This window comes from Streptomyces sp. NPDC005799 (assembly GCF_040630525.1).
In the GTDB taxonomy this organism is placed as follows: Bacteria; Actinomycetota; Actinomycetes; order Streptomycetales; family Streptomycetaceae; genus Streptomyces; species Streptomyces griseorubiginosus_B.
Genome location: NZ_JBEXXQ010000035.1, coordinates 73,053 through 96,440 on the forward strand (window position 1 = coordinate 73,053; position 23,388 = coordinate 96,440).

Annotated in this window: 22 protein-coding genes; all 22 read right to left on the reverse strand. The window is 69.3% G+C overall.

All coding sequences use genetic code 11. The features are described 5' to 3' along the window. Positions 1-69: 69 nt before the first annotated feature. Complete coding sequence (locus ABZ453_RS30615; RefSeq protein WP_133044681.1) at positions 70-516, reverse strand: DUF2550 domain-containing protein; 447 nt, start codon at positions 514-516, stop codon at positions 70-72. Between the two features lie 151 nt (positions 517-667). After that, positions 668-1,042 carry a F0F1 ATP synthase subunit epsilon gene (locus ABZ453_RS30620; RefSeq protein ID WP_133044680.1) on the reverse strand — a complete coding sequence of 125 codons (375 nt, stop codon included), beginning with the start codon at positions 1,040-1,042 and terminating at the stop codon, positions 668-670. 111 nt (positions 1,043-1,153) lie between these two features. Then, the gene (gene atpD / locus ABZ453_RS30625) at positions 1,154-2,590 is read right to left on the reverse strand and encodes a F0F1 ATP synthase subunit beta (RefSeq protein ID WP_359019845.1); all 1,437 of its coding nucleotides are present in this window, start codon (positions 2,588-2,590) and stop codon (positions 1,154-1,156) included. Continuing rightward, positions 2,590-3,507: a F0F1 ATP synthase subunit gamma gene (locus ABZ453_RS30630; protein WP_133044678.1), complete on the reverse strand. Its 918-nt coding sequence runs from the start codon at positions 3,505-3,507 to the stop codon at positions 2,590-2,592. The genes atpD and ABZ453_RS30630 overlap by 1 nt, the downstream gene beginning before the upstream one ends. A gap of 21 nt (positions 3,508-3,528) precedes the next feature. Then, complete coding sequence (atpA, locus tag ABZ453_RS30635; RefSeq protein ID WP_359019848.1) at positions 3,529-5,118, reverse strand: F0F1 ATP synthase subunit alpha; 1,590 nt, start codon at positions 5,116-5,118, stop codon at positions 3,529-3,531. A 130-nt stretch (positions 5,119-5,248) separates the two neighbouring features. Next, on the reverse strand, positions 5,249-6,064 hold the full coding sequence (locus tag ABZ453_RS30640; RefSeq protein WP_359019850.1) for a F0F1 ATP synthase subunit delta: 816 nt from the start codon (positions 6,062-6,064) through the stop codon (positions 5,249-5,251). Beyond that, the gene (locus ABZ453_RS30645; RefSeq protein WP_240868647.1) at positions 6,061-6,609 is read right to left on the reverse strand and encodes a F0F1 ATP synthase subunit B; all 549 of its coding nucleotides are present in this window, start codon (positions 6,607-6,609) and stop codon (positions 6,061-6,063) included. Before ABZ453_RS30645 ends, ABZ453_RS30640 begins: the two co-directional genes overlap by 4 nt. Positions 6,610-6,648: 39 nt before the next feature. Next, complete coding sequence (gene atpE, locus ABZ453_RS30650; RefSeq protein WP_046591560.1) at positions 6,649-6,888, reverse strand: ATP synthase F0 subunit C; 240 nt, start codon at positions 6,886-6,888, stop codon at positions 6,649-6,651. Between the two features lie 76 nt (positions 6,889-6,964). Next, the gene (gene atpB, locus ABZ453_RS30655; RefSeq protein ID WP_359019906.1) at positions 6,965-7,735 is read right to left on the reverse strand and encodes a F0F1 ATP synthase subunit A; all 771 of its coding nucleotides are present in this window, start codon (positions 7,733-7,735) and stop codon (positions 6,965-6,967) included. Positions 7,736-8,008: 273 nt separating this feature from the next. Further along, positions 8,009-8,446, reverse strand: a complete 438-nt coding sequence (locus ABZ453_RS30660) for a hypothetical protein (RefSeq protein ID WP_356768968.1) — start codon at positions 8,444-8,446, stop codon at positions 8,009-8,011. A 300-nt stretch (positions 8,447-8,746) separates the two neighbouring features. Continuing rightward, the gene (locus tag ABZ453_RS30665) at positions 8,747-10,099 is read right to left on the reverse strand and encodes an MraY family glycosyltransferase (protein ID WP_359019854.1); all 1,353 of its coding nucleotides are present in this window, start codon (positions 10,097-10,099) and stop codon (positions 8,747-8,749) included. Between the two features lie 150 nt (positions 10,100-10,249). Further along, positions 10,250-11,491, reverse strand: a complete 1,242-nt coding sequence (gene glyA, locus ABZ453_RS30670; protein WP_359019856.1) for a serine hydroxymethyltransferase — start codon at positions 11,489-11,491, stop codon at positions 10,250-10,252. A gap of 71 nt (positions 11,492-11,562) precedes the next feature. Further along, complete coding sequence (locus ABZ453_RS30675; protein ID WP_356768974.1) at positions 11,563-12,243, reverse strand: protein-tyrosine-phosphatase; 681 nt, start codon at positions 12,241-12,243, stop codon at positions 11,563-11,565. Beyond that, positions 12,240-12,887 carry an L-threonylcarbamoyladenylate synthase gene (locus tag ABZ453_RS30680; RefSeq protein ID WP_133044670.1) on the reverse strand — a complete coding sequence of 216 codons (648 nt, stop codon included), beginning with the start codon at positions 12,885-12,887 and terminating at the stop codon, positions 12,240-12,242. The genes ABZ453_RS30675 and ABZ453_RS30680 overlap by 4 nt, the downstream gene beginning before the upstream one ends. 61 nt (positions 12,888-12,948) lie before the next feature. Beyond that, positions 12,949-13,794, reverse strand: a complete 846-nt coding sequence (prmC, locus tag ABZ453_RS30685) for a peptide chain release factor N(5)-glutamine methyltransferase (RefSeq protein ID WP_133044669.1) — start codon at positions 13,792-13,794, stop codon at positions 12,949-12,951. A 40-nt stretch (positions 13,795-13,834) separates the two neighbouring features. Further along, positions 13,835-14,911, reverse strand: coding sequence for a peptide chain release factor 1 (gene prfA / locus ABZ453_RS30690; protein WP_359019860.1), 1,077 nt, complete (start codon positions 14,909-14,911; stop codon positions 13,835-13,837). Between the two features lie 109 nt (positions 14,912-15,020). After that, positions 15,021-15,245, reverse strand: a complete 225-nt coding sequence (gene rpmE, locus ABZ453_RS30695) for a 50S ribosomal protein L31 (RefSeq protein WP_019753312.1) — start codon at positions 15,243-15,245, stop codon at positions 15,021-15,023. 122 nt (positions 15,246-15,367) lie between these two features. Continuing rightward, the gene (locus tag ABZ453_RS30700; protein WP_359019862.1) at positions 15,368-16,501 is read right to left on the reverse strand and encodes an LCP family protein; all 1,134 of its coding nucleotides are present in this window, start codon (positions 16,499-16,501) and stop codon (positions 15,368-15,370) included. A 206-nt stretch (positions 16,502-16,707) separates the two neighbouring features. Further along, positions 16,708-18,513, reverse strand: coding sequence for a trypsin-like serine protease (locus ABZ453_RS30705; RefSeq protein ID WP_359019864.1), 1,806 nt, complete (start codon positions 18,511-18,513; stop codon positions 16,708-16,710). 137 nt (positions 18,514-18,650) lie between these two features. Further along, positions 18,651-20,675 (reverse strand): transcription termination factor Rho, encoded by a 2,025-nt coding sequence (gene rho / locus ABZ453_RS30710; protein WP_359019866.1) that lies wholly within the window; start codon positions 20,673-20,675, stop codon positions 18,651-18,653. 405 nt (positions 20,676-21,080) lie between these two features. Next, positions 21,081-21,998 carry a homoserine kinase gene (gene thrB / locus ABZ453_RS30715; protein WP_359019868.1) on the reverse strand — a complete coding sequence of 306 codons (918 nt, stop codon included), beginning with the start codon at positions 21,996-21,998 and terminating at the stop codon, positions 21,081-21,083. A 326-nt stretch (positions 21,999-22,324) separates the two neighbouring features. Next, entirely contained in the window at positions 22,325-23,383 is a 1,059-nt protein-coding gene (gene thrC, locus ABZ453_RS30720) for a threonine synthase (RefSeq protein ID WP_133044664.1), read from the reverse strand. Positions 23,384-23,388: the final 5 nt, after the last annotated feature.

Below are 23,388 nucleotides of genomic sequence, written 5' to 3' on the forward strand. Positions count from 1 at the left end.
CCGCCGCGGACGGTCCACGAGCCCGTCCGCGGCGGCTCGTTGTGCCCGGCAGGGATCCTTCGCCGGATCTCAGGCGACATTGACCCGTTGCCCGGGCGGTGCCGCCTCCAGCCAGGCCAGGAAACCGGTCAACGCGTCCTCACTCATGGCGAGTTCGAGGCGGGTGCCCCGATGCAGACAGGTGAGCACGACGGCGTCGGAGAGAAGGGCCAGTTCCTCCTCGCCCTCGGGGAGGCGGCGGCCGGCGACCTCGATCGCGGCGCGCTCCAGCAGGCGGCGGGGACGGTAGGCGTAGGAGAAGACGCGGTACCACTCGATGCGGTCGCCGTTGTAGCGGGCGACACCGTAGCTCCAGCCTTTTCCGCTGGCGTCGGGTTTCTCGGGGACGTCCCAGCGCAACGAACAGTCGAAGGTGCCCCCGGAGCGCTGGATCAGTCTGCGGCGCAGCCCGAAGACGAACAGCCCCAGCACCACCAGGGCCACGACTACTCCGCACACAGTCAGAGCGAGGACCATCGACACCGACCTCCTCGTCTCCTAGTACCGAACACGGCTTGCTTTAGGTCACGGAACGGAAAAATCATCCATATCTGCCTCAGCCGCGACCGGCTCCGGATTGCTCCGGTTCCGATCGCGGCTGAGTGACGTCATACAGCTCCGAGCGGGGTCAGCTCGTCGCCGCCGCACGCAGTCGTACGTCCGCGCGGCGCTCGGCGGCGGCGTCGCCCTCCGCCTTCGCGCGCTCCAGCTCCCGCTCCACGCGCTGGACGTCGATCTCGTCCGACAGCTCGGCGATCTCGGCCAGCAGCGACAGCTTGTTGTCCGCGAACGAGATGAAACCGCCGTGCACCGCGGCGACGACCGTTCCACCTTCACTCGTACGGATGGTCACCGGGCCCGACTCCAGCACACCGAGCAGCGGCTGGTGACCGGGCATGACGCCGATGTCGCCGGACGTGGTGCGCGCGACGACCAGGGTGGCCTCGCCGGACCAGACCTCTCGGTCGGCCGCGACCAGCGCGACGTGCAGCTCAGCAGCCAAGGTGGCTCCTCGGGTCACCACCCGGCGGTTCGGCCGGGTGTTGGTTACAAGTCTAGTGGGCGTGAAAGAGGGGGCGGGACGCACCCGCCCCCTCAGGTGAACTCAGGGAGTTCAGGAGACGCCCAGCTCCTTGGCGTTGGCCTTGAGGTCCTCGATGCCACCGCACATGAAGAACGCCTGCTCCGGGAAGTGGTCGTACTCGCCGTCGCAGATCGCGTTGAAGGCCGCGATCGACTCGTCCAGCGGGACGTCCGACCCGTCGACGCCGGTGAACTGCTTGGCGACGTGGGTGTTCTGGGACAGGAAGCGCTCCACGCGACGGGCACGGTGGACGACGAGCTTGTCCTCCTCGCCGAGCTCGTCGATACCGAGGATCGCGATGATGTCCTGGAGGTCCTTGTACTTCTGCAGGATCGTCTTGACGCGCATGGCGGCGTCGTAGTGGTCCTGCGCGATGTAGCGCGGGTCCAGGATGCGGGACGTGGAGTCCAGCGGGTCCACGGCCGGGTAGATGCCCTTCTCGGAGATCGGACGGGACAGAACCGTCGTCGCGTCGAGGTGGGCGAAGGTGGTGGCCGGGGCCGGGTCGGTCAGGTCGTCCGCGGGGACGTAGATCGCCTGCATCGAGGTGATCGAGTGACCGCGGGTCGAGGTGATGCGCTCCTGGAGGAGACCCATCTCGTCGGCCAGGTTCGGCTGGTAACCCACCGCGGAGGGCATACGGCCGAGCAGGGTGGAGACCTCGGAGCCGGCCTGCGTGAAGCGGAAGATGTTGTCGATGAAGAACAGCACGTCCTGCTTCTGGACGTCACGGAAGTACTCGGCCATGGTCAGGCCGGCCAGCGCGACGCGCAGACGGGTGCCCGGGGGCTCGTCCATCTGACCGAAGACCAGCGCGGTCTTGTCGATGACGCCCGAGTCCGACATCTCCTCGATGAGGTCGTTGCCCTCACGGGTGCGCTCACCGACACCGGCGAACACGGAGACACCGTCGTGGTTATTGGCGACGCGGTAGATCATCTCCTGGATGAGCACCGTCTTGCCGACGCCGGCACCGCCGAACAGACCGATCTTGCCGCCCTTGACGTACGGGGTCAGCAGGTCGATGACCTTGACGCCGGTCTCGAACATCTCGGTCTTCGACTCGAGCTCGTCGAAGTTCGGCGCCTTGCGGTGGATGGACCAGCGCTCGCCGTCGTAGGTCTCGTCGACGTTCAGCACCTCACCGAGGGTGTTGAACACCTTGCCCTTGGTGAAGTCACCGACGGGGACGGTGATGCCCGTGCCCGTGTCGGTCACCGCGGCCTGGCGGACCAGACCGTCGGTCGGCTGCATGGAGATGGTGCGGACCAGGCCGTCACCCAGGTGCTGGGCGACCTCCAGGGTCAGGATCTTCTTCTCGCCGGCGTTGGCCGGGTCGGCCACCTCGACGTGCAGCGCGTTGTAGATCTCCGGCATCGCGTCGACGGGGAACTCCACGTCGACGACCGGGCCGATGACCCGGGCGACGCGGCCCGTAGCCGTCGCGGTCTCAACAGTGGTGGTCATTAGCGGTCACTCCCCGCGGTCGCGTCGGCCAGGGCGCTCGCGCCACCGACGATCTCGCTGATTTCCTGGGTGATTTCGGCCTGGCGGGCCGCGTTGGCAAGCCGGGAGAGCGTCTCGATGAGCTCACCCGCGTTGTCGGTCGCCGACTTCATCGCGCGCCGCGTGGCGGCGTGCTTGGAAGCGGCCGACTGGAGCAGCGCGTTGTAGATACGGCTCTCCACGTAGCGCGGCAGCAGGGCGTCGAGGACGTCCTCCGCCGAGGGCTCGAAGTCGTACAGCGGGAGGATCTCGCCCTGCGGGGCGGCCTCCTTCGCCACCTCTTCGAGGCTGAGCGGCAGCAGACGGTCGTCGAGGGCCGTCTGCGTCATCATCGAGACGAACTCGGTGAAGACGATGTGGAGTTCGTCCACGCCGCCCTCGGCCGTGTCCTTCTCGATGGCCTCGATCAGCGGGGCCGCGACCTTCTTGGCGTCCGCGTACGTCGGCTCGTCGGTGAAGCCCGTCCACGACTCCGCGATCTTGCGCTCACGGAAGTTGTAGTGGGCGACACCACGGCGGCCGACGATGTAGATCTCGACCTCCTGGCCCTCGCGCTCCAGCCGCTCGGTGAGCTGCTCCGCCGTCTTGATGGCGTTGGAGTTGAAGGCACCGGCGAGACCGCGGTCGCTCGTCAGGAGCAGCACCGCGGACCGCGTGACCGTCTCGGCCTGCGTGGTCAGCGGGTGCTTGGTGTTCGAGCCGGTACCGACCGCCGTGACCGCGCGCGTCAGTTCCCGCGCGTACGGCGTGGAGGCCGCCACCTTGCGCTGCGCCTTGACGACGCGCGAGGCGGCGATCATCTCCATCGCCTTGGTGATCTTCTTGGTCGCGGTGACGGATCGGATGCGACGCTTGTAGACCCGGAGCTGGGCTCCCATGAGTCAGGTCCCTTCCTTACGTCACTTGGCGGCGGCCGGGGCGTCCTCGCCGAGAAGCTTGCCGTCCGAGGTCTCGAACTGCTTCTTGAACTCGGCGATCGCGTCGGCGACAGCGGTGAGGGTGTCGTCCGACATCTTGCCGCCCTCCTTGATGGAGGTCATGAGGCCCTGCTCCTTGCGGTGCAGGTACTCCAGCAGCTCCTTCTCGAAGCGGCGGATGTCGTTGACCGGGACGTCGTCCATCTTGCCGGTGGTGCCGGCCCACACCGAGACGACCTGGTCCTCGGTCGACATCGGCTGGTACTGGGCCTGCTTCAGCAGCTCGACCATGCGCTGACCGCGCTCCAGCTGCGCCTTCGACGCGGCGTCCAGGTCGGAACCGAAGGCGGCGAACGCCTCCAGCTCACGGAACTGGGCGAGGTCGACGCGCAGACGGCCGGAGACCTGCTTCATCGCCTTGTGCTGCGCGGAACCACCGACTCGGGAGACGGAGATACCGACGTTCAGCGCGGGGCGCTGACCGGCGTTGAACAGGTCCGACTCCAGGAAGCACTGGCCGTCGGTGATGGAGATGACGTTGGTCGGGATGAACGCCGAGACGTCGTTGGCCTTGGTCTCGACGATCGGCAGACCCGTCATCGAGCCCTTGCCCATGTCGTCGGAGAGCTTCGCGCAGCGCTCCAGCAGACGGGAGTGCAGGTAGAAGACGTCACCGGGGTAGGCCTCGCGGCCCGGCGGGCGGCGCAGCAGCAGGGACACGGCGCGGTAGGCGTCGGCCTGCTTCGAGAGGTCGTCGAAGATGATGAGGACGTGCTTGCCCTCGTACATCCACTGCTGGCCGATGGCCGAACCGGTGTACGGCGCCAGGTACTTGAAGCCGGCCGGGTCGGACGCCGGGGCGGCGACGATGGTCGTGTACTCCAGCGCGCCGTTCTCCTCCAGCGCGCGGCGGACCGACGCGATGGTGGAGCCCTTCTGGCCGATGGCGACGTAGATGCAGCGGACCTGCTTGTTCGGGTCGCCGGTGCGCCAGTTGTCGCGCTGGTTGATGATCGTGTCGACGGCCAGGGCGGTCTTGCCGGTCTGGCGGTCGCCGATGATCAGCTGACGCTGACCACGGCCGATCGGGGTCATCGCGTCGACGGCCTTGTAGCCGGTCTCCATCGGCTCGTGCACCGACTTGCGCTGCATGACCGTGGGGGCCTGCAGCTCCAGCGCGCGGCGGCCGGACGTCTCGATCTCGCCGAGGCCGTCGATCGGGTTGCCGAGCGGGTCGACCACGCGGCCGAGGTAGCCCTCGCCGACGGCCACGGAGAGCACCTCACCGGTGCGCCGCACCGGCTGACCCTCCTCGATGCCGCTGAACTCACCGAGGACGATGGCGCCGATCTCGCGCTCTTCCAGGTTCAGCGCGAGGCCGAGGGTGCCGTCCTCGAACTTCAGCAGTTCGTTGGCCATGGCCGAGGGCAGGCCCTCGACCTTCGCGATGCCGTCGCCGGCAAGGGTGACCGTACCGACCTCCTCGCGCGAGGCCGCGTCCGGCTTGTACGACTGGACGAAGTTCTCCAGCGCGTCCCGGATCTCCTCCGGCCGGATCGTGAGCTCCGCCATCTGGGTTCCCTGCTCTCCTTGTTGGGCCCGAAGTTTCAACTTGGGGGTCTGGGGGCGACCCCCAGGAATCCTCTGCACGGCCCAACCGGGCCGTAGGTACGTACTGCTGTACTGCTTATGAAGTTGCTGCTCAGCCCGCCAGGCGGCGGCCGGCGTCCTCGATGCGGTCCGCGATCGAGCCGTTGATGACCTCGTCGCCGACCTGCACCCGGATGCCGCCGACGATCTCGGGGTCCACGTCGATGTTGAGGTGCATCGTGTGGCCGTAGAGCTTCGCGAGAGCGGCGCCCAGGCGCTGCTTCTGTGTGTCGCTCAGCGGCACCGCCGAGGTGACCACGGCGACCAGGCGCTCCCGGCGCTCGGCGGCGAGCTTGGACAGGGACTCCAGTCCCGACTCCAGGCTACGTCCCCGCGGCGCGGTCACAAGGCGCGTCACCAGACGCTCGGTCACCGGCGCGGCCCGGCCGCCGAGCAGCCGGTGCAGCAGCTCGACCTTGGCGGCGGGGGTGGCGGCGCGGTCGGTCAGCGCCGCGCGCAGCTCGGTGTTGGAGGAGACGATCCGCCCGAAGCGGAACAGCTCGTCCTCGACGTCGTCGAGCGAACCCGACTTCTGCGCGGCGGTGAGGTCGGCGATGTCGGCCAGCTCCTCGAGGGCGTCCACCAGGTCGCGGGACTGCGACCAGCGGGAGCGCACCATGCCGGACACGAGGTCGACGGTCGGGCCGCCGACCTGCCCGCCGAGCAGACGCTCGGCCAGCTGGGCCTTGGCCTCAGGGGCCTGCGCCGGGTCGGTCAGGACCCGACGCAAGCCGACCTCGCGGTCGAGCAGCGCGGTGACGGCGGCCAGCTCGTCGGCGAGCGTGCCCGCGTCGACGGACGTGGAGTCCGTCAGCGCGTCGAGACGCTCGCGTGCGGCTGCCAGGGCCTCGCGGCTCGCTCCGTTCATCGGGTGGCCTCGGCCTTCTCCTCGAGCTCGTCGAGGAAGCGGTCGATGACACGGCTCTGGCGGGCGTGGTCCTCGAGGGACTCGCCGACGAGCTTGCCGGCCAGTTCGGTCGCGAGGTGACCGACGTCCTGCCGCAGCGCGGACGCGGCGGCCTTGCGGTCGGCCTCGATCTGCGCGTGACCGGCGGCGACGATCTCCTCGCGCTGCCGCTGGCCCTCGGCGCGCATCTCGGCGATGAGGGCGGCACCCTGCTCCTGCGCCTCCTGGCGCAGACGCGCGGCCTCGTGCCGGGCCTCGGCGAGCTGGGCCTTGTACTGCTCGAGGACGCTCTGGGCCTCGACCTGAGCCGCCTCGGCCTTCTCGATGCCACCCTCGATCGCCTCGCGGCGCTCCTCCAGAACCTTGTTGATGTTCGGGAGCAGCTTCTTCCAGAAGAAGAAGAACACGATGGCGAAGGCGATGGCGCCGACAAGCAGTTCGGGGCCCGGCGGGACGAGGGGGTTCTGCTTCTCCTCGGCCGCCAGCTGAACCAGGTTGGCGATCACATCAGTGCCTTTCGTCGATACGTGTCGGTGTAAGAGGTCTTACTGACCGAACACGAACGGCATAACGATGCCGATGAGGGCGAGCGCCTCACAGAAGGCGAAGCCCAGGATCTGGTTGGCGCGGATCAGACCGGCCGCCTCGGGCTGACGGGCCAGGGCCTGGGTGCCGTTACCGAAGATGATGCCGATACCGATGCCGGGGCCGATGGCCGCGAGGCCGTAACCGATGGAGCCGAGGGAACCGGAGACGCCGGCGGCGAGGTCGATGGCAGCGGACATGCCGTTTCTTCCTTCTCTTTTACGGACCGGTGGGGGTTGGCCACCGGACGACTGGTGGGGGTGGTGCGGACGGTGCTCAGTGGTGCTCGGCGAGAGCGCCCTGAACGTAGGAGCAGGCCAGCAGCACGAACACGTACGCCTGGACGGCCTGGACGAAGAGTTCGAACATCACCATCACGATGGTCATCACGAAGGAGACCGCGGCGCCGGGGATCAGCCAGCTGTTGAGCAGGTACCAGCTGGCGACGGTGAACATCACCAGCAGCAGGTGACCGGCGAACATGTTGGCGAAGAGTCGGACCGCGTGCGTGAACGGGCGGACGATGACGTTCGAGAAGAACTCGATGACGACCACGAGCGGCAGCACCGCGCCGAGCGAGGCGTCGTAACCGGTGATGTTCTTGAAGCCGCCGGCGAAGCCGTGCTTCTTGAAGGTCAGCGGCAGCCAGGTCAGGTACACGACCGCGGCGAGCACGGCCGGGTAGGCGATGATCGACGAGACCGGGAACTGGGCCAGCGGGATCACCGACCAGATGTTCGCGATCCAGATGAAGAAGAACAGCGAGACCATCAGCGGGACGTACTTCTCGCCGTCGCGCTTGCCGAGGGTCTCGTAGACGATGCCGCGGCGGACGAAGTCGTATCCGGCCTCGCCGACCATCTGGAGCTTGCCCGGGATCACCTTGGCCTTGCCGAAGGCCGCCGAGAAGAAGATCACGACGACCGCGCTGGTGAGCAGGGCGAGCAGCATCACCTTGTTGAACTCGAACCCGCCCACCGTGAACAGGGGCTTGAACAGGAACGAGTGCAGGCCCGGAGCCGGGAAGCCACACCCGTTGTCGGACATGATCCGACAACTCCAGTCAAAGGCGAGCTGGGTCTGGTCAGCACTCACCACGGGCTCCTTCGGCGTGACGCATGGGTACGGCAACCTCGTTGTGTCGGCGCGGCGCGCAGCCGCGGGTCGGCACCGGACTGGTGTTACGGATGTGAGGGCGGCTGGGGGGCTTCGAGCCTCGCGTTGCTGCAGGCGTCAGCTCGGATGCCCGCGCCCGCGATGCCGCAGTTGGCACCGGACGATAGCAGGAGATCTCGCACGCCTTTATCCCGCCCCTACCCCTCACGACGGGTGACCCGTTTTCTCGGGCCGCTCGCTCTTCGCGGAGTCCGGATCGACGTAGAAGATCTTGGACTTCATGTGCGCACGTGCCTGAGTGGCCATCCACACGACGGTCGCGACGACGAGCGAGAGCGCGAACGCCTTGCCGTTGAAGAGGGAGGTGCCCTTGAAGAGGGCCACGAAGATCATGAGCAGCAGGAGTTGGGCGACATAGAGCATCAGCCCCATGGCCTGGAACAGCTGCGGGAGCGTTTTTGCCGTCCACTGCAGGACGTAGAGACCGATCCCCATGAAGAGCATCGCGAGCAGCGCACCGACGGCCGCGCCGATCGCTCCCTTGCCTCCGGCCACGGCCGCGCTGACGGCGACGGCGACCACGCCGGCAGCCGCCGTGGGTACGGCGATCGGCACCAGGTTCCGGGCGTCATTGGACGGCATGGCGGCAACTCCGCTTTCGCAGGGGGGCAGGGTGTCGTCATGGACGAGCGTAGTCCCGGGCCGAGAGGGGAACTCGCGGCCAATGGACCGTCGCATCACGGTCCTTCGGCTCTACCCCGGGTTCTCGTGAACCGTATCACAAACTATTTGATGCGGTCTTTACCAAGGCGTGTGCTCGCTGTCACACATGAGAGTGAGAGTGCGCGTCTGTGCAAAGTCCGGGGTGACTTGTCTGGTATTGGGGGGCTTTGCTTCCCCACGACTTGGCAATGCTCTAGTCAGATTCTTACCTTGCCGACGTCAGCGTGACGTACCGGCCTTTCCCCGGTCGAGGAGGTGCGGACGGGCGCCCAGCGCGGTCGCACCGTTGACTCCCGCCACACCGGCCACGACCGGAGGGCACGGCTCCGGGACTCCTTCGGACTCGTCCACGGCCCCAACTCCCGCTTCCTGTACGGGCGCAGAGGCGGCACGGGCCAGCGCGCGGCGCCGCCGGTAGCGGGGCGGCAGGAAGGCCTCGGCCCACCGCGGGGCACGCGGCGTGAAGCGCGGCAGCAGAAGCAGTGCGAGACCGATCGCGCTGAGGATCACGATGCCGAGCACGATCCACATTGACGCGGAGTTGACCGAGTAGGCGAGCGCCCCGAAGGCGATCAGCGCCGACCAGAAGTACATGATCAGCACGGCCCTGCTGTGCGAGTGGCCGATCTCCAGCAGCCGGTGGTGCAGATGGCCGCGGTCGGCGGCGAACGGCGACTGACCGCGCCAGGTGCGGCGCACGATCGCGAGCACCAGGTCGGCGGTGGGCACCGCGATGATCGTCAGCGGCAGCAGCAGCGGGATGTAGACCGGCACCGTCTGGTGCACGGCCGCCTTCTCGGAGCCGACGAACAGCTTCAGCGCGTCCGGGTCGACCTGTCCGGTGATGGAGATCGCGCCGGCGGCCAGGACGAGCCCGATCAGCATCGAGCCGGAGTCGCCCATGAAGATCCGCGCCGGATGCATGTTGTGCGGCAGGAAGCCGATGCACATGCCCATCAGGATCGCCGAGAACAGCGTGGCCGGGGCGGCGGCCTCGACGCCGTACGAGTACCAGATGCGGTAGGCGTACAGGAAGAACGCGGCGGCCGCGATGCAGACCATGCCGGAGGCGAGGCCGTCGAGGCCGTCGACGAAGTTCACCGCGTTGATCGTGATGACGACGAGGGCGACGGTCAGCAGGGTGCCCTGCCACTGGGTCAGCGCCACGTTGCCGACACCGGGGATGGGCAGCCACAGGATCGTCAGACCCTGCATGACCATCACGCCGGCCGCGATCATCTGACCGCCGAGCTTGATCAGGGCGTCGATCTCGAACTTGTCGTCCAGGACGCCGATCAGCCAGATCAGCGCAGCGCCGGAGAGCAGCGCCCGCGGCTCGTTCGACTTCTCGAAGACCTCGTTGAGGTTGGTCAGGTGGTCCGCGACGAGCAGACCGGCGCACAGCCCGAAGAACATCGCGATACCGCCGAGCCGTGGAGTCGGTTCCCGGTGCACGTCACGGGCCCTGATCTCCGGCATGGCTCCGGCCACGATCGCGAACTTCCGTACCGGCCCTGTCAGCAGATACGTCACCGCGGCCGTGACGCAGAGCGTCAGCAGGTATTCACGCACGGGCTTCCCCACAGGTCTCGCTGGCCATCTCAGCCCCACACCCTAGCGATGTGCGCATAACTGTGGGGACTGCCGGGTAGCGACGATGGTTGCACGTGTGGCTGTGTCATCAGGTTGCAACCAGGTGTACGCAGCTGCGCCTACCCCCGCTCAGCGGGAATACGGCGGAAATCTACCGGTCAGCTCGCGCACATGATCACGCGCCCGCTGAGCTTCGACCTCGCCGCGCAGCACATTCCCGAACAACCCGGCGACAAGGCCCATCTCCTCCTCGCCCATGCCCTGCGTGGTCAGGGCCGCGGTGCCGAGCCTCAGTCCGCGCGCGTCGCCGTGCGGCAGGGCGCAGCAGTCCAGCACCATCCCGGCCGCCGCGAGCCGGCCCCGCGCGCTGCGGCCGTCGACGCCGAGGGGCGCGGGATCCGCGGTGATCAGGTGGGTGTCCGTCCCTCCGGTCGTCACCACCAGCCCCTCGGCGGCCAGCCCGGCCGCGAGGACCCTCGCGTTGGCGACCACCTGATGGGCGTACGCGGTGAAGTCGGGGGTTGCCGCCTCGCCGAAGGCGACGGCCTTCGCGGCGATGCTGTGCATCTGCGCGCCGCCCTGGGTGAAGGGGAACACCGCCCGGTCGACCCGTTCGGCCAGCTCGGCGCCGCACAGGATCATCCCGCCGCGCGGCCCGCGCAGCACCTTGTGCGTGGTCGCGCAGACGATGTCGGCGTACGGCACCGGGCTGGGCGCCGCTCCCCCGGCGACGAGCCCCATGGGGTGGGCGGCGTCGGCGATCAGATACGCGCCCACCTCGTCGGCGACCTCGCGGAAGAGGGCGTAGTCGATGTGCCGGGGGTAGGCGATGGAGCCGCACACGATCGCCTTGGGCCGGTGGGTGCGGGCCAGCGTCCGCACCTGGTCGTAGTCGATGAGCCCGGTCTCCGCGTCCACGCCGTAGCCGACGAAGTCGAACCAGCGGCCGGAGAAGTTCGCGGGTGAGCCGTGGGTGAGGTGGCCGCCGTACGGGAGCCCGAGGGCGAGGACGGTGTCACCGGGGCGCAGCAGGGCCGCGTAGGCGGCCAGCACGGCGCTCGACCCGGAATGGGACTGGACGTTGGCGTGCTCGGCCTGGAACAGCGCCTTGGCCCGGTCGACGGCGAGCCGTTCGGCGACGTCGACGATCTCGCAGCCGCCGTGGTGCCGGGCGCCCGGATATCCCTCGGCGTACTTGTTGGCCAGCGGCGACCCGAGCGCGGCCAGCACGGCCGGGGAGCAGAAGTTCTCGGCGGCGACGAGCTGCAGCGTCGTCGACTGCCGGTCGAGTTCCCCGAGCAGGATCTCGGCGAGCTCGGGGTCCTGCCGCCGCAGGACGTCGGCGGCATCGAGGGTGTGGATGACCGGCATGGTGGGCTCCGGGGGGCGTCGGCGATGACGTACGACCAATGTAGGCCCGGGACCAGTGGGGTGCTCGGTACTTACATCCGCGCGGGGACACCCGTGAGCGCCGTGACGACCGGATCCAGCGCCTGGTGTATCTCGTCGCCGATGGACCGGAAGAAGGTCAGGGGTGCGCCGTAGGGGTCGTAGACCTCGTCCGCCTCGGCGGTGGGCGCCAGCAGCCACCCGCGTAGAGCGGCCGCGGCGCGGACCAGGGCACGCGCGCGGACGACCACGCCCTCCTCCAGCGGAGGCAGCGTGGCGGGGTCTATCGCGCGCACCAGACGGGTGAACTCCTTCAGCGTGAAGGTGCGCAGGCCGGCCGAGTGGCCCATCGAGATGACCTGGGCGCGGTGGTCGCGGGTGGCCGTGAGGACCAGGTCGGCCATGATCACGTGCTCGTCCAGCAGCTCCCGGCCCGTGAACCCGGAGGCGTCCGCGCCGAAGTCGGCCAGCACGGCCTCGGCGTTGGCCTCCATGGGCGCACCCTCGTGACCCCAGGTTCCGGCGCTCTCGACGATCAGCGCGCCGCCCAGGATGCCGAGCCGCTGTTTCACGTAATGCCGGGTCAGCCGCTCGGTGATGGGCGAGCGGCACACGTTGCCGGTGCTGACGTGGAGGATGCGGAAGACATCGCGCGGAAGCCCCACGAACGTCGTCGTGATCTCCGCCGCGCTTTCCCCGTTGCCTATGCCACGCCCCGCGTCAGGGGCTGTCAATTCGCCACCTCGAGGTCGGGTACGACCTTGCGCAGCTCCTCCGGCGACAACGCGCCCTCCCGCAGCAGCACCGGCACGGGACCGGTGACGTCGACGATGGAGGACGGGACGTTGCCGGGGGTCGGGCCGCCGTCGAGGTAGACGGAGACCGAGTCGCCGAGCATCTCCTGCGCGGCGTCGCAGTCCTCCGGCGCCGGGTGCCCGGTGAGGTTCGCCGAGGACACCGCCATGGGGCCGACCTCGGTCAGCAGCTCGATGGCGACCGGGTGCAGCGGCATGCGGACGGCCACCGTGCCCCGGGTGTCCCCCAGGTCCCACTGCAGCGACGGCTGGTGCTTGGCGACGATCGTCAGCGCGCCCGGCCAGAACGCGTCGACGAGCTCCCAGGCCAGCTCGGAGAAGTCCGTGACGAGGCCGTGCAGGGTGTTCGGGGAGCCGATGAGGACGGGCGTGGGCATGTTGCGGCCCCGCCCCTTGGCCTCGAGCAGGTCGGCGACGGCCTCCGAGGAGAACGCGTCCGCGCCGATGCCGTACACCGTGTCGGTCGGGAGGACGACCAGCTCGCCACGGCGGACGGCGGACGCGGCTTCACGCAGACCGGTCGTGCGGTCGGTCGCGTCGTTGGTGTCGTATCGCCGTGCCATATCTAGCGGGCCTCCTCGTACAACGGATTTCGGGGATCCACGAAAGCGGTGCGGGCGGTGCTCACGGCAGTGCCTTGCGGGCCGTGGCGAACCGGGGGCGGTTGTTGAGGTCGGGGTGGTCGGCCGCGTCGGCCCAGCCCCGCTCCTCGGTGAAGATCCACGGCACCTGGCCGCCCTGGGTGTCGGCGTGTTCGACGACGACCACCCCGCCGGGGCGCAGGAGCCGGTGGGCGGTCCGTTCCAGACCGCGGATGAGGTCGAGGCCGTCCTCGCCGGAGAACAGGGCGAGTTCGGGATCGTAGTCCCGCGCCTCGGGGGCGACGTACTCCCACTCGGTCAGCGGGATGTACGGCGGGTTGGAGATGACCAGGTCGACCTGGCCGTCGAGGTCGGGGAAGGCGTCCAGGGCGTTGCCCTGCCGCAGGTCGACCCGCGAGCCCTCGACGTTCTTGCGGGTCCACGTCAGGGCGTCCTCGGAGAGCTCCACGGCGTGCACCTTGGAGCGCGGGACCTCCTGGGCGAGGGCGAGCGCGATGGCGCCGGAGCCGGTGCACAGATCGACGATGGTCGGCTCGACGACGTCCATCGCGCGCACGGCGTCTATGGCCCACCCGACCACCGACTCGGTCTCCGGCCGCGGCACGAACACGCCCGGCCCGACGTGGAGTTCGAGGTAGCGGAAGTAGGCCCGCCCGGTGATGTGCTGCAGCGGCTCGCGCTGCTCACGCCGGGCGATGACCTCCCAGTACCGGGCGTCGAAGTCCGCGTCCTTCACGGAGTGCAGCTCGCCCCGCTTCACGCCGTGCACGAACGCGGCGAGCTCCTCCGCGTCGTTGCGCGGCGAGGGCACGCCGGCGTCGGCCAGCCGCTGGGTGGCCTGTGCCACCTCTGCGAGCAGCAGGTTCACGCATTCCTCCGTGTCGTACTGGGTCGTGCGTACGTACCTCTTAGGCGGCCGCCAGCTTCGCCGCCGAGTCCGCGTCGAGGCAGGCCTGGATCACCGCGTCGAGGTCGCCGTCCAGGACCTGGTCCAGGTTGTACGCCTTGAAGCCGACGCGGTGGTCCGAGATGCGGTTCTCCGGGAAGTTGTACGTGCGGATCTTCTCGGAGCGGTCGACGGTGCGGACCTGGCTGCGGCGGGCGTCGGCGGCCTCCTTCTCCGCCTCCTCCTGCGCCGCTGCGAGCAGCCTGGAGCGCAGGATACGCATCGCCTGCTCCTTGTTCTGCAGCTGGCTCTTCTCGTTCTGGCAGGAGGCGACGACTCCGGTGGGGATGTGCGTGATGCGCACGGCGGAGTCCGTGGTGTTGACGGACTGGCCGCCGGGGCCGGAGGAGCGGTAGACGTCGATGCGGAGGTCGTTGGGGTTGATCTCGACGTCGACCTCCTCGGCCTCGGGCGTGACCAGCACACCGGCGGCGGAGGTGTGGATACGGCCCTGGGACTCGGTCGCCGGCACGCGCTGCACACGGTGCACACCGCCCTCGTACTTCAGCCGCGCCCAGACGCCCTGCCCGGGCTCGGTGGCGCCCTGGCCGCCCTTGGTCTTCACGGCGACCTGGACGTCCTTGTAGCCGCCCAGCTCGGACTCCGTGGCGTCGATGATCTCGGTCTTCCAGCCGACGCGCTCGGCGTAGCGCAGGTACATCCGCAGGAGGTCGCCGGCGAACAGGGCCGACTCGTCGCCGCCCGCGCCCGCCTTGATCTCCAGGATGACGTCCTTGTCGTCGCTGGGGTCGCGCGGGACGAGCAGCAGCCGCAGCTTCTCGGTGAGCTCCTCGCGGGTCTTCTCCAGCTCCTTGACCTCGGCGGCGAAGTCCGGGTCGTCGGCGGCGAGTTCACGCGCGGTCTCGATGTCGTCGCCGGTCTGCTTCCAGGAGCGGTACGTGGCGACGATCGGGGTGAGCTCGGCGTACCGCTTGTTCAGCTTGCGCGCGTTGGCCTGGTCGGAGTGGACCGACGGATCGGCGAGCTTCTTCTCCAGGTCGGCGTGCTCGCCGACGAGGTCCTCGACGGCCTCGAACATCTCTGGGCTCCTGATACTGCGAACGAAAGGGGGAAGGCGGGCGACCAAAAACGCCGGTCCCGGCGCGCCTGGTGAAGGGCGCGGCCGTGGACCGGCGGATGGGGGCTCGCTACTTCTTGGAGCCGGCCGCAGCCTTGCCGAAGCGGGCCTCGAAGCGGGCCACACGGCCACCGGTGTCGAGGATCTTCTGCTTGCCCGTGTAGAACGGGTGGCACTCGGAGCAGACCTCGGCGCGGATGGTGCCGCTGGAGATCGTGCTGCGGGTGGTGAACGACGCGCCACAGGTGCAGCTGACCTGCGTCTCGACGTACTCGGGGTGGATGTCGCGCTTCAAGGTGTCTCCTAGTTCCGGGAGGGCGCCGGGTCGCAGCCGCGGGATGCGGAGGCGTGAACCGGAGCCGACGTACCAGTCTGCCAGGACTGGGGCCGTCCTCCCAAACCGGGGGCTCACGCGTTCTATTCCACGACGCCCCTGGCGTCGCCGGACGCCGTGCCCCTGGTGGCGCTCGCCGGGATCGGCAGGTCTCCCCGCAGGGCGTCCCAGACCTGCCGGGCCTTGGCCTTCTCGATGATGACGCGGTTGGGGTTCGCCGGGTCGTACTGGACCGGCATCGTCACCATGTGCATCTTCGAGGAGCCGATGCCCTTCAGGCCGCCCGCGAAGGACATCAGGGAGTTGACCGAGCCAAGGTCGGAGTCGGTGGTCACCGATTTGGTGGCGGTGTCGGCGAGGTCGTACAGCTTCTTGGGGTTGGTGAAGATGCCGACGTGCTTGACCTGGTCGACCAGGGCCTTGATGAACGCCTGCTGGAGCTGGATGCGGCCGAGGTCGGAGCCGTCGCCGACGCCGTGCCGGGTGCGGACGAGGCCCAGCGCCTGCTTGCCGTTGAGGGTGTGCGTGCCGGCTTTGAGGTCGAGGTGGCTCTGCTTGTCGTCGATGTTCTTCGTCGTGGTGACCGGGACACCGCCGAGCTCGTCGATGAGCTTCTGGAAGCCGCTGAAGTCGACCTCGAGGTAGTGGTCCATGCGCAGCCCGGTGAGCGACTCCACGGTCTTCACCGCGCAGGCCGCCCCGCCCGTGGAGTACGCGGAGTTGAACATCACGCCGGAGGCGGCGGCGTGCTTCTCACCCTTGGTGTCGGTGCACTCGGGGCGGTCGACGAGGGTGTCGCGCGGGATGGAGACCACGCCGGCGCTCTTGTGGCCCTTGTAGACGTGCACGATCATCGCGGTGTCCGAGCGGGCGCTGCCGTCGTCGGCGCCGCCGCCGAGCTTCTTGTTGCTCCCCGAGCGCGAGTCCGAACCGAGGACCAGGATGTTCTCGGAGCCGTTGTCGACCTTCGTCGGCCGGTCGGTGCCGAGGGCCTGGTTGATGTCGACGCTCTTGATGTTGCCGTTGAGCTTGAAGTACAGGTAGCCGGCTCCGGTGCCGCCCAGCACGACGATCCCCGCGGCGGTCCAGGCCATCAGGATCAGGGCCTTGTGGTGCTCGCTGCGCGGTTTGCGACGGCGCCCCTTGGCGCCGCGGCGCGGACCGCTGGTCCCGTTCTCACCGGGTATGCCGGGTTCCGGAGTGCTCTCGGCGGACATGTGCTCCTCAAATCTCGTACGGTCGGTTACCCCCTGTTTTCAGGGACAGGCCTGAATCGGCGTGGCTGGTACCGCTCCATCGTCGCTCCGTCCGGTCAGACGGGGAAACTCGGGAAAGGGTTGCACAACGCACTGTGCCCAACCCGTGGAAGGTTGGGCACAGAGTGTCACGAAGGTTTACGGCCGTACCGCCGTCACCAAGGGTTTCAGCCGAACAGGTCGTACTGCTGGAAACCACCACCGACCGAGACTCTTGTGGCAAAGATCTCGCTCGTGGCCTTACCGGTGCCCTTGTAGAGATACAGGGTGCCGCCGGGCGTGCGGGCGAGGAAGTCGGCCCTGCCGTCGCCGTTGACGTCCCCGATCGCGTCGAAGGCGTTGTAGCCGGTCCAGGCGCTGCGCACCTTGATCCGGGCCGAGAAGGCGCCCGTACCGGCCTTTCCGGTGCCCTTGTAGAGGTACACGTCCCCGGTGCTCCTGTTCCGGGCGAGCAGATCGGCCTTTCCGTCGCCGGTGAAGTCGCCCTTGCCCCGCAGGACGTCGTACTGGTTCCAGCCACTGCCGACCTTCACCCGGGCGGCGAAGGTGCCGTTGCCCTTGCCCGGGTAGATCCACAGGGTGCCGCCGGTGTCGACGGACAGCAGGTCGGGCAGGTAGTCGCCGGTGACGTCACCCGGGGTGACGATCCGGGTCCGGGTCGTCCAGCCGCTGAAGATCTTCGTCCTGGCCCAGGAGTCGCCGGCGGGCACGTAGTGCAGCCAGTAGACGTCACCGGTGGAGCTCTGGCGCAGCACGAGGTCCTGGTAGCCGTCCCGGTTCAGGTCGGTCTGCAGAACGACGTTGACACCGTCGTACGACCCCAGGGAGACCCGCGCGGCGAACGCCGAGCCGGTGGAGTCCTTCTCGAACGCCTCCTTGGTGGAGGAGTTGCGCACGAACAGGTCGGCCTTGCCGTCCGTGTAGCTGAGGTTGGAGTCGTCGACATTGGCCCAGGCGGCGCCGACGTAGCTGCTGACCTTGGTGAAGACGCTGTAGTAGCCCTTCTTCACACAGTTCTGCACGCCCCAGGAGACCACGCCCACGATCCGGTTGTTCACGACCAGCGGCCCGCCGGAGTCCCCGTTGCAGGATGCCTTGGTCCCGCTGTCGGTGCCGCTCTGCGTGCCGGCGCAGATCATGTGCCCCTTGACGTACTGGGAGCCCCAGGCGCCGGAGCAGGTGGTGTCGGCGTGGATGGTCAGCGCGGCCGACTTCAGCGTCTCGGAGATGTCGCTGCTGCTGGAGCTGGTGCGCCCCCAGCCGTAGAGCCGGGCACTGGTGCCGCCGGCGTACGAGGCGGTGTCGCCGGACGTCGTCATCGGCAGCGGCGTCGCGGTGACGGGCGCGGCGAGGGTGAGGGCGGCGATGTCGTTGTTGAGGGTCGTCGGGCTGAACGACGGGTGGTTCCACTGCCGCAGCGGCAGCGAGACGGTGCCGCCGTGCAGGTCGGTGTTGCCCGAGCTGTCGGTGGTCGGCGTCTGCGAGGTGCCGGTCAGGACGGCGCCGTAGTCCTTCCAGTCGTAGGCCTTGCCGTTCTCGTCCTTGACGCAGTGCGCGGCGGTGAGGATCTTCGTCGGCGCCACGACGGTGCCGCCGCAGAAGAAGCTGACGACGTTGCTGCTGTCGGAGTCGTCGTAGTACCACAGCTGCGCCATCCAGGGCGCGGTGGTGATGGCGGTGTCGGTGCCGCCGATGACGTACGGCGAGACCGTCGAGCCGGTCGTGCTCGCGCTGTAGGCCGACTTCGTGGCGCTGCCGTCGGTCGTGAGCGCGCCGGCGACGCGTTTGGTCAGCTCGGCGGTCGGCACGGAGGCGGTGGCCGGTTTGGTGGCGGGCGTGGGCACCGGGGTGGCGGCGTTGGCCGACGCGGTGGACAGCGCGATCCCGACGGCCGCGGCGACGCCCGCGGCGACGACGGGCAGCCCGAAACGAATCCGACGTCTGTGACGCCCGCCGGACAGGGGTGTGGACAAGGAGGTTCCCCCCAGGGGACACAAGTGACAGGAGGGGCGTGAAAGCGCCCGTTCCTATCAGCGTCAAAGGGCCGGCCCCCGTCACTCTCGTGACGGGGGCCGGCCCTGGCGCCCCAGGGGCGCGAGCAGCGGAGCGCTCAGTCGCCGTTGCCGGGTGTCGGTGTCGTCTTCTGAATCTGCATCAGGAACTCGGCGTTCGACTTCGTCTGCTTCATCTTGTCGAGGAGCAGTTCGACCGCCTGCTGCTGGTCGAGGGCGTGCAGCACCCGGCGCAGCTTCCAGACGATGGCGAGCTCGTCGGGGGCGAGCAGGATCTCTTCCTTACGGGTGCCGGACGCGTCCACGTCCACCGCCGGGAAGATGCGCTTGTCGGCGAGCTTGCGGTCGAGCTTGAGCTCGGCGTTGCCGGTGCCCTTGAACTCCTCGAAGATCACCTCGTCCATGCGGGACCCGGTGTCCACCAGCGCGGTGGCGAGGATGGTCAGCGAGCCGCCGTCCTCGATGTTGCGGGCCGCGCCGAAGAAGCGCTTCGGCGGGTACAGGGCGGTCGAGTCGACACCACCGGACAGGATGCGGCCGGAGGCCGGCGCCGCCAGGTTGTACGCACGGCCCAGACGCGTGATGGAGTCGAGCAGCACGACCACGTCGTGGCCCAGCTCCACCAGACGCTTGGCGCGCTCGATGGCGAGCTCGGCGACCGTGGTGTGGTCCTCGGCCGGGCGGTCGAAGGTCGAGGAGATGACCTCGCCCTTGACCGACCGCTGCATGTCGGTGACCTCTTCCGGACGCTCGTCGACGAGGACGACCATCAGGTGGCACTCGGGGTTGTTGTGCGTGATCGCGTTGGCGATCGCCTGCATGATCATGGTCTTGCCGGTCTTCGGCGGGGCCACGATCAGACCGCGCTGGCCCTTACCGATGGGCGAGACGAGGTCGATGATGCGGGTGGTCAGCACGCCCGGGTCGGTCTCCAGACGGAGCCGGTCCTGCGGGTAGAGCGGGGTCAGCTTGTTGAACTCCGGGCGGCCACGGCCGTGTTCGGGCGCCATGCCGTTGACGGAGTCCAGCCGCACCAGCGCGTTGAACTTCTCGCGCCGCTCGCCTTCCTTGGGCTGGCGGACCGCGCCGGTGACGTGGTCGCCCTTGCGCAGGCCGTTCTTGCGGACCTGGGCGAGGGAGACGTACACGTCGTTGGGACCCGGCAGGTAGCCCGACGTACGGATGAAGGCGTAGTTGTCGAGGATGTCCAGGATGCCCGCGACGGGGATCAGGACGTCGTCGTCGGCGAGCTGCGGCTCGGCGCCGCCGATCTCGTCACGGCCGCGACGGCCACGACGGTCCCGGTAACGGCCCCGGCGGCCACGGCGGCCGCCCTCGAAGTCGTCGTCGTCCTGCGGACCGGCGCCACCACGGTCCTGACGGCCGCCGCCCTGCTGCTGGCTCTGCTGCTGGCGCTGGCCGCCCTGGCCCTGCTGGTCGTCGCCCTTGCGACGGTCACCGCGGTCCTGACGGTCCCCGCGCTCGCCGCGGTCCTGACGGTCCCCGCGGTCACGGCCGCGGTCCCGGCGGTCGCGACGGCCACGGCCGTCGCCGTCACCGGCGTCGCCCTGCGGCTGCGCCTGGGCCGGGTTCTCGGCCTTCGGCTCGCTCTTGGCCTCGGCGACGATGGTCTCGGCGCTGTTCGACGCCGGGGCGCCGGCCTCGGCGGTGGCACGGCGCCGACGGCGCTCGGTGGGCGCGTCGTCGCCGGCCGCGGGCTGGCCGGGGATCTCGATCTGCTGCTGGGCCACGGCGGTCTCGGCGGGCGCCTCGGCCGACTTCTTGTCGGCGGCGGGAGCGGCGTCGTCGCCGGTACGGGCCTTGGAGGTGGCCCGGCGCTTCGGCTTGGTCTCGGCGGCGGCGTCGGCCTTGGCAGCCGGAGCCCCACCTCCCGCCTGCGCCTCCTTGATGACCTCGATCAGCTGGCTCTTGCGCATCCGCGCGGTGCCCCTGATGCCGAGGCCCGAGGCGACCTGCTGCAGCTCGGCCAGCACCATGCCCTCGAGGCCGGTACCGCGGCGCCGCCGGGAGCCGGCACCGGTGGCAGGCGCGGAGGCGTCCGTGGCGGGCGCGGCAGCGGTCTCCTCGACACGTGCGCCCATCAGATCGGTGGTGTCGCTCACGAAGGGTCCTTCCCTGGAGCGGACGTCGGCCTTCTGGCTCGGCGACCGGTTGTGCGTCCGGCTTGGTCCTCGCTGTGTGGACCGCGCCGGGGCGGTGGTCCGCCAAAGGTGGCGGAGGCGATATCTGGGATGGCGCTTCCTAGGGCCGTGGCACCGAGTGCCGGTGTCACGTGGCCTGGTCGCACCGATTCCGGAGCGTGCCCGGCAAGTCGCTCAGTGCCCGCGTACGAGGTACTGCCCACGTACGTCGTACGGAACACAGTGCGGCTTGGGAGGCTCCCGGAAGAATGTCTGTCCCGGACGGGGACACGAAGCACCTCGCCATGGTGGGGTCGGGTGCAGACTTGAGGTTAACACTACCGGATCCAACAAACATTCCCCCTCTCGAAATCCGGCAACCGTGTGTCAGGTCGCAAGCGGCAGCACGCTCGCTCCCCGGGCGTCGAGGTCGAGCCGGTTGGCGGCCCACCCCTCGCCTGCCAGATGGGACACCTTGTCGGCGCTGTCCGCGTCGGCCAGCGCCAGCACAGTGGGCCCGGCTCCGGAGATGACCGCCGGGACCCCGTCGGCCCGCAGTCGCTCCACCAGCGCGGCGCTCTCCGGCATGGCCGGGGCGCGGTACTCCTGGTGCAGCCGGTCCTCGGTGGCGGGCAGCAGCAGCTCGGGGCGCCTGGTCAGGGCCTCGACGAGCAGGGCCGCCCGGCCCGCGTTGGCGGCGGCGTCGACGTGCGGCACGGAGCGCGGGAGCAGTCCGCGCGCGGTCTCGGTCAGGACCGGCTTTCCGGGCACGAAAACCACCGGAACGATGGAATCGGTGGGCTCCAGCCTGATCGCCCGGGCGGCCCCCGCCTCCATCCAGGCGATGGTGAAGCCGCCGAGCAGACAGGGGGCCACGTTGTCGGGGTGGCCCTCGATCTCGGTGGCGAGTTCCAGCAGCGCGGTGTCGTCGAGCCGGGCCTCGCCGCCTATGGTCACGGCGCGCGCGGCGACGATCCCGGCGCAGATGGCGGCGGAGGAGGAGCCCAGGCCACGGCCGTGCGGAATGCGGTTGGCGCACACGATCTCCAGCCCGCGCGGCTGTCCGCCCAGCAGATCGAAGGCGGTGCGCAGGGACCGTACGAGAAGGTGGTTTTCGTCACGCGGCAGCGTCTCGCTGCCCTCACCGGCGATGTCGACGTGCAGCCCGGAGTCGGCCACCCGCACGACGACGTCGTCGTAGAGCCCCAGCGACAGACCCAGGGCGTCGAAGCCCGGGCCGAGGTTGGCGCTGGTGGCGGGGACGCGCACCCGCACGGCGGCGGCGCGGAACGCTGGACCGGCCATCGCTCGACGACTCTCCTTGAGCTGCGTGATTGTCGAATGGCGTTCGATTGACATTCGATGACGTACGAAGACCCTGCGGGCCGCGGAGACGGCGCGGCACCCGACATATGCGAGGGCATATGCAGCGGGCGGGTTCGGTACAGCCTATCGAAGGAAGGTTCTGTGGCGACATAGGGCGCACAGGAGGCGCACGATGCGTGTCGTAAGCCCCCTGTGCACCCCCGTAGGGACAACCCCTGGCGCCCCCGCGAAGTTCCCGGTCAGCCGACGCGGAGTTCCCGGTCGGCCGCCGCGAATTCCCCGGTCGGTTTCCCGTGGGTTCCCGGTCAGGCGAGGCCGAGGCGCTCCGCCGCGGTGACCGCGTCGACCGGGACGGTGACCGGCTGCGGGGCGCCGGCGACGGCCCAGTCGGGGTCCTTGAGGCCGTTGCCGGTGACGGTGCACACGATGGTCTGGCCCGGGTCGACCTTGCCCTGCTCGGCGGCCTTCAGCAGACCGGCCACGGAGGCGGCGGAGGCGGGCTCCACGAAGACGCCCTCCTGGGAGGCCAACAGCCGGTAGGCGCGCAGGATCTCACGGTCCGTCACCTCGTCGATGAGGCCGCCGGACTCGTCCCGCGCGGCGAGCGCGTACTGCCAGGACGCGGGGTTGCCGATGCGGATGGCGGTGGCGATGGTCGACGGGTCCTTGACCACCTCGCCGCGCACGATGGGCGCGGAGCCGGAGGCCTGGAAGCCCCACATCCGGGGCGTCCGCTTCGCCACACCGTCGGCGGCGTACTCCGTGTAGCCCTTCCAGTAGGCCGTGATGTTGCCCGCGTTGCCGACCGGCAGGACGTGGATGTCGGGCGCGTCACCGAGCATGTCGACGATTTCGAAGGAGGCCGTCTTCTGCCCCTCGATGCGCACCGGGTTGACCGAATTGACCAGCGCCACCGGGTAGTTGTCGCTCAGCGAGCGAGCGAGAGTGAGGCAGTCGTCGAAGTTGCCGTCGACCTGGAGGATCTTGGCGCCGTGCACCAGCGCCTGCCCCATCTTGCCCAGCGCGATCTTGCCCTGCGGCACGAGAACGGCCGAAACCATGCCCGCGCGCACGGCGTAGGCGGCCGCGGAGGCGGAGGTGTTGCCCGTGGAGGCACAGATGACTGCCTTCGCGCCCTCCTCCTTGGCCCTGCTGATGGCCATGGTCATCCCGCGGTCCTTAAAGGACCCGGTCGGGTTCGCGCCCTCCACCTTCAGGTGGACCTCGCAGCCCGTGCGCTCGGAGAGCACCTGCGCGGGCACGAGGGGCGTGCCGCCCTCGCGGAGCGTCACGACCGGCGTGGTGTCGGAGACGGGCAGCCGGTCCCGGTACTCCTCGATGATTCCGCGCCACTGGTGGGTCATTGCTG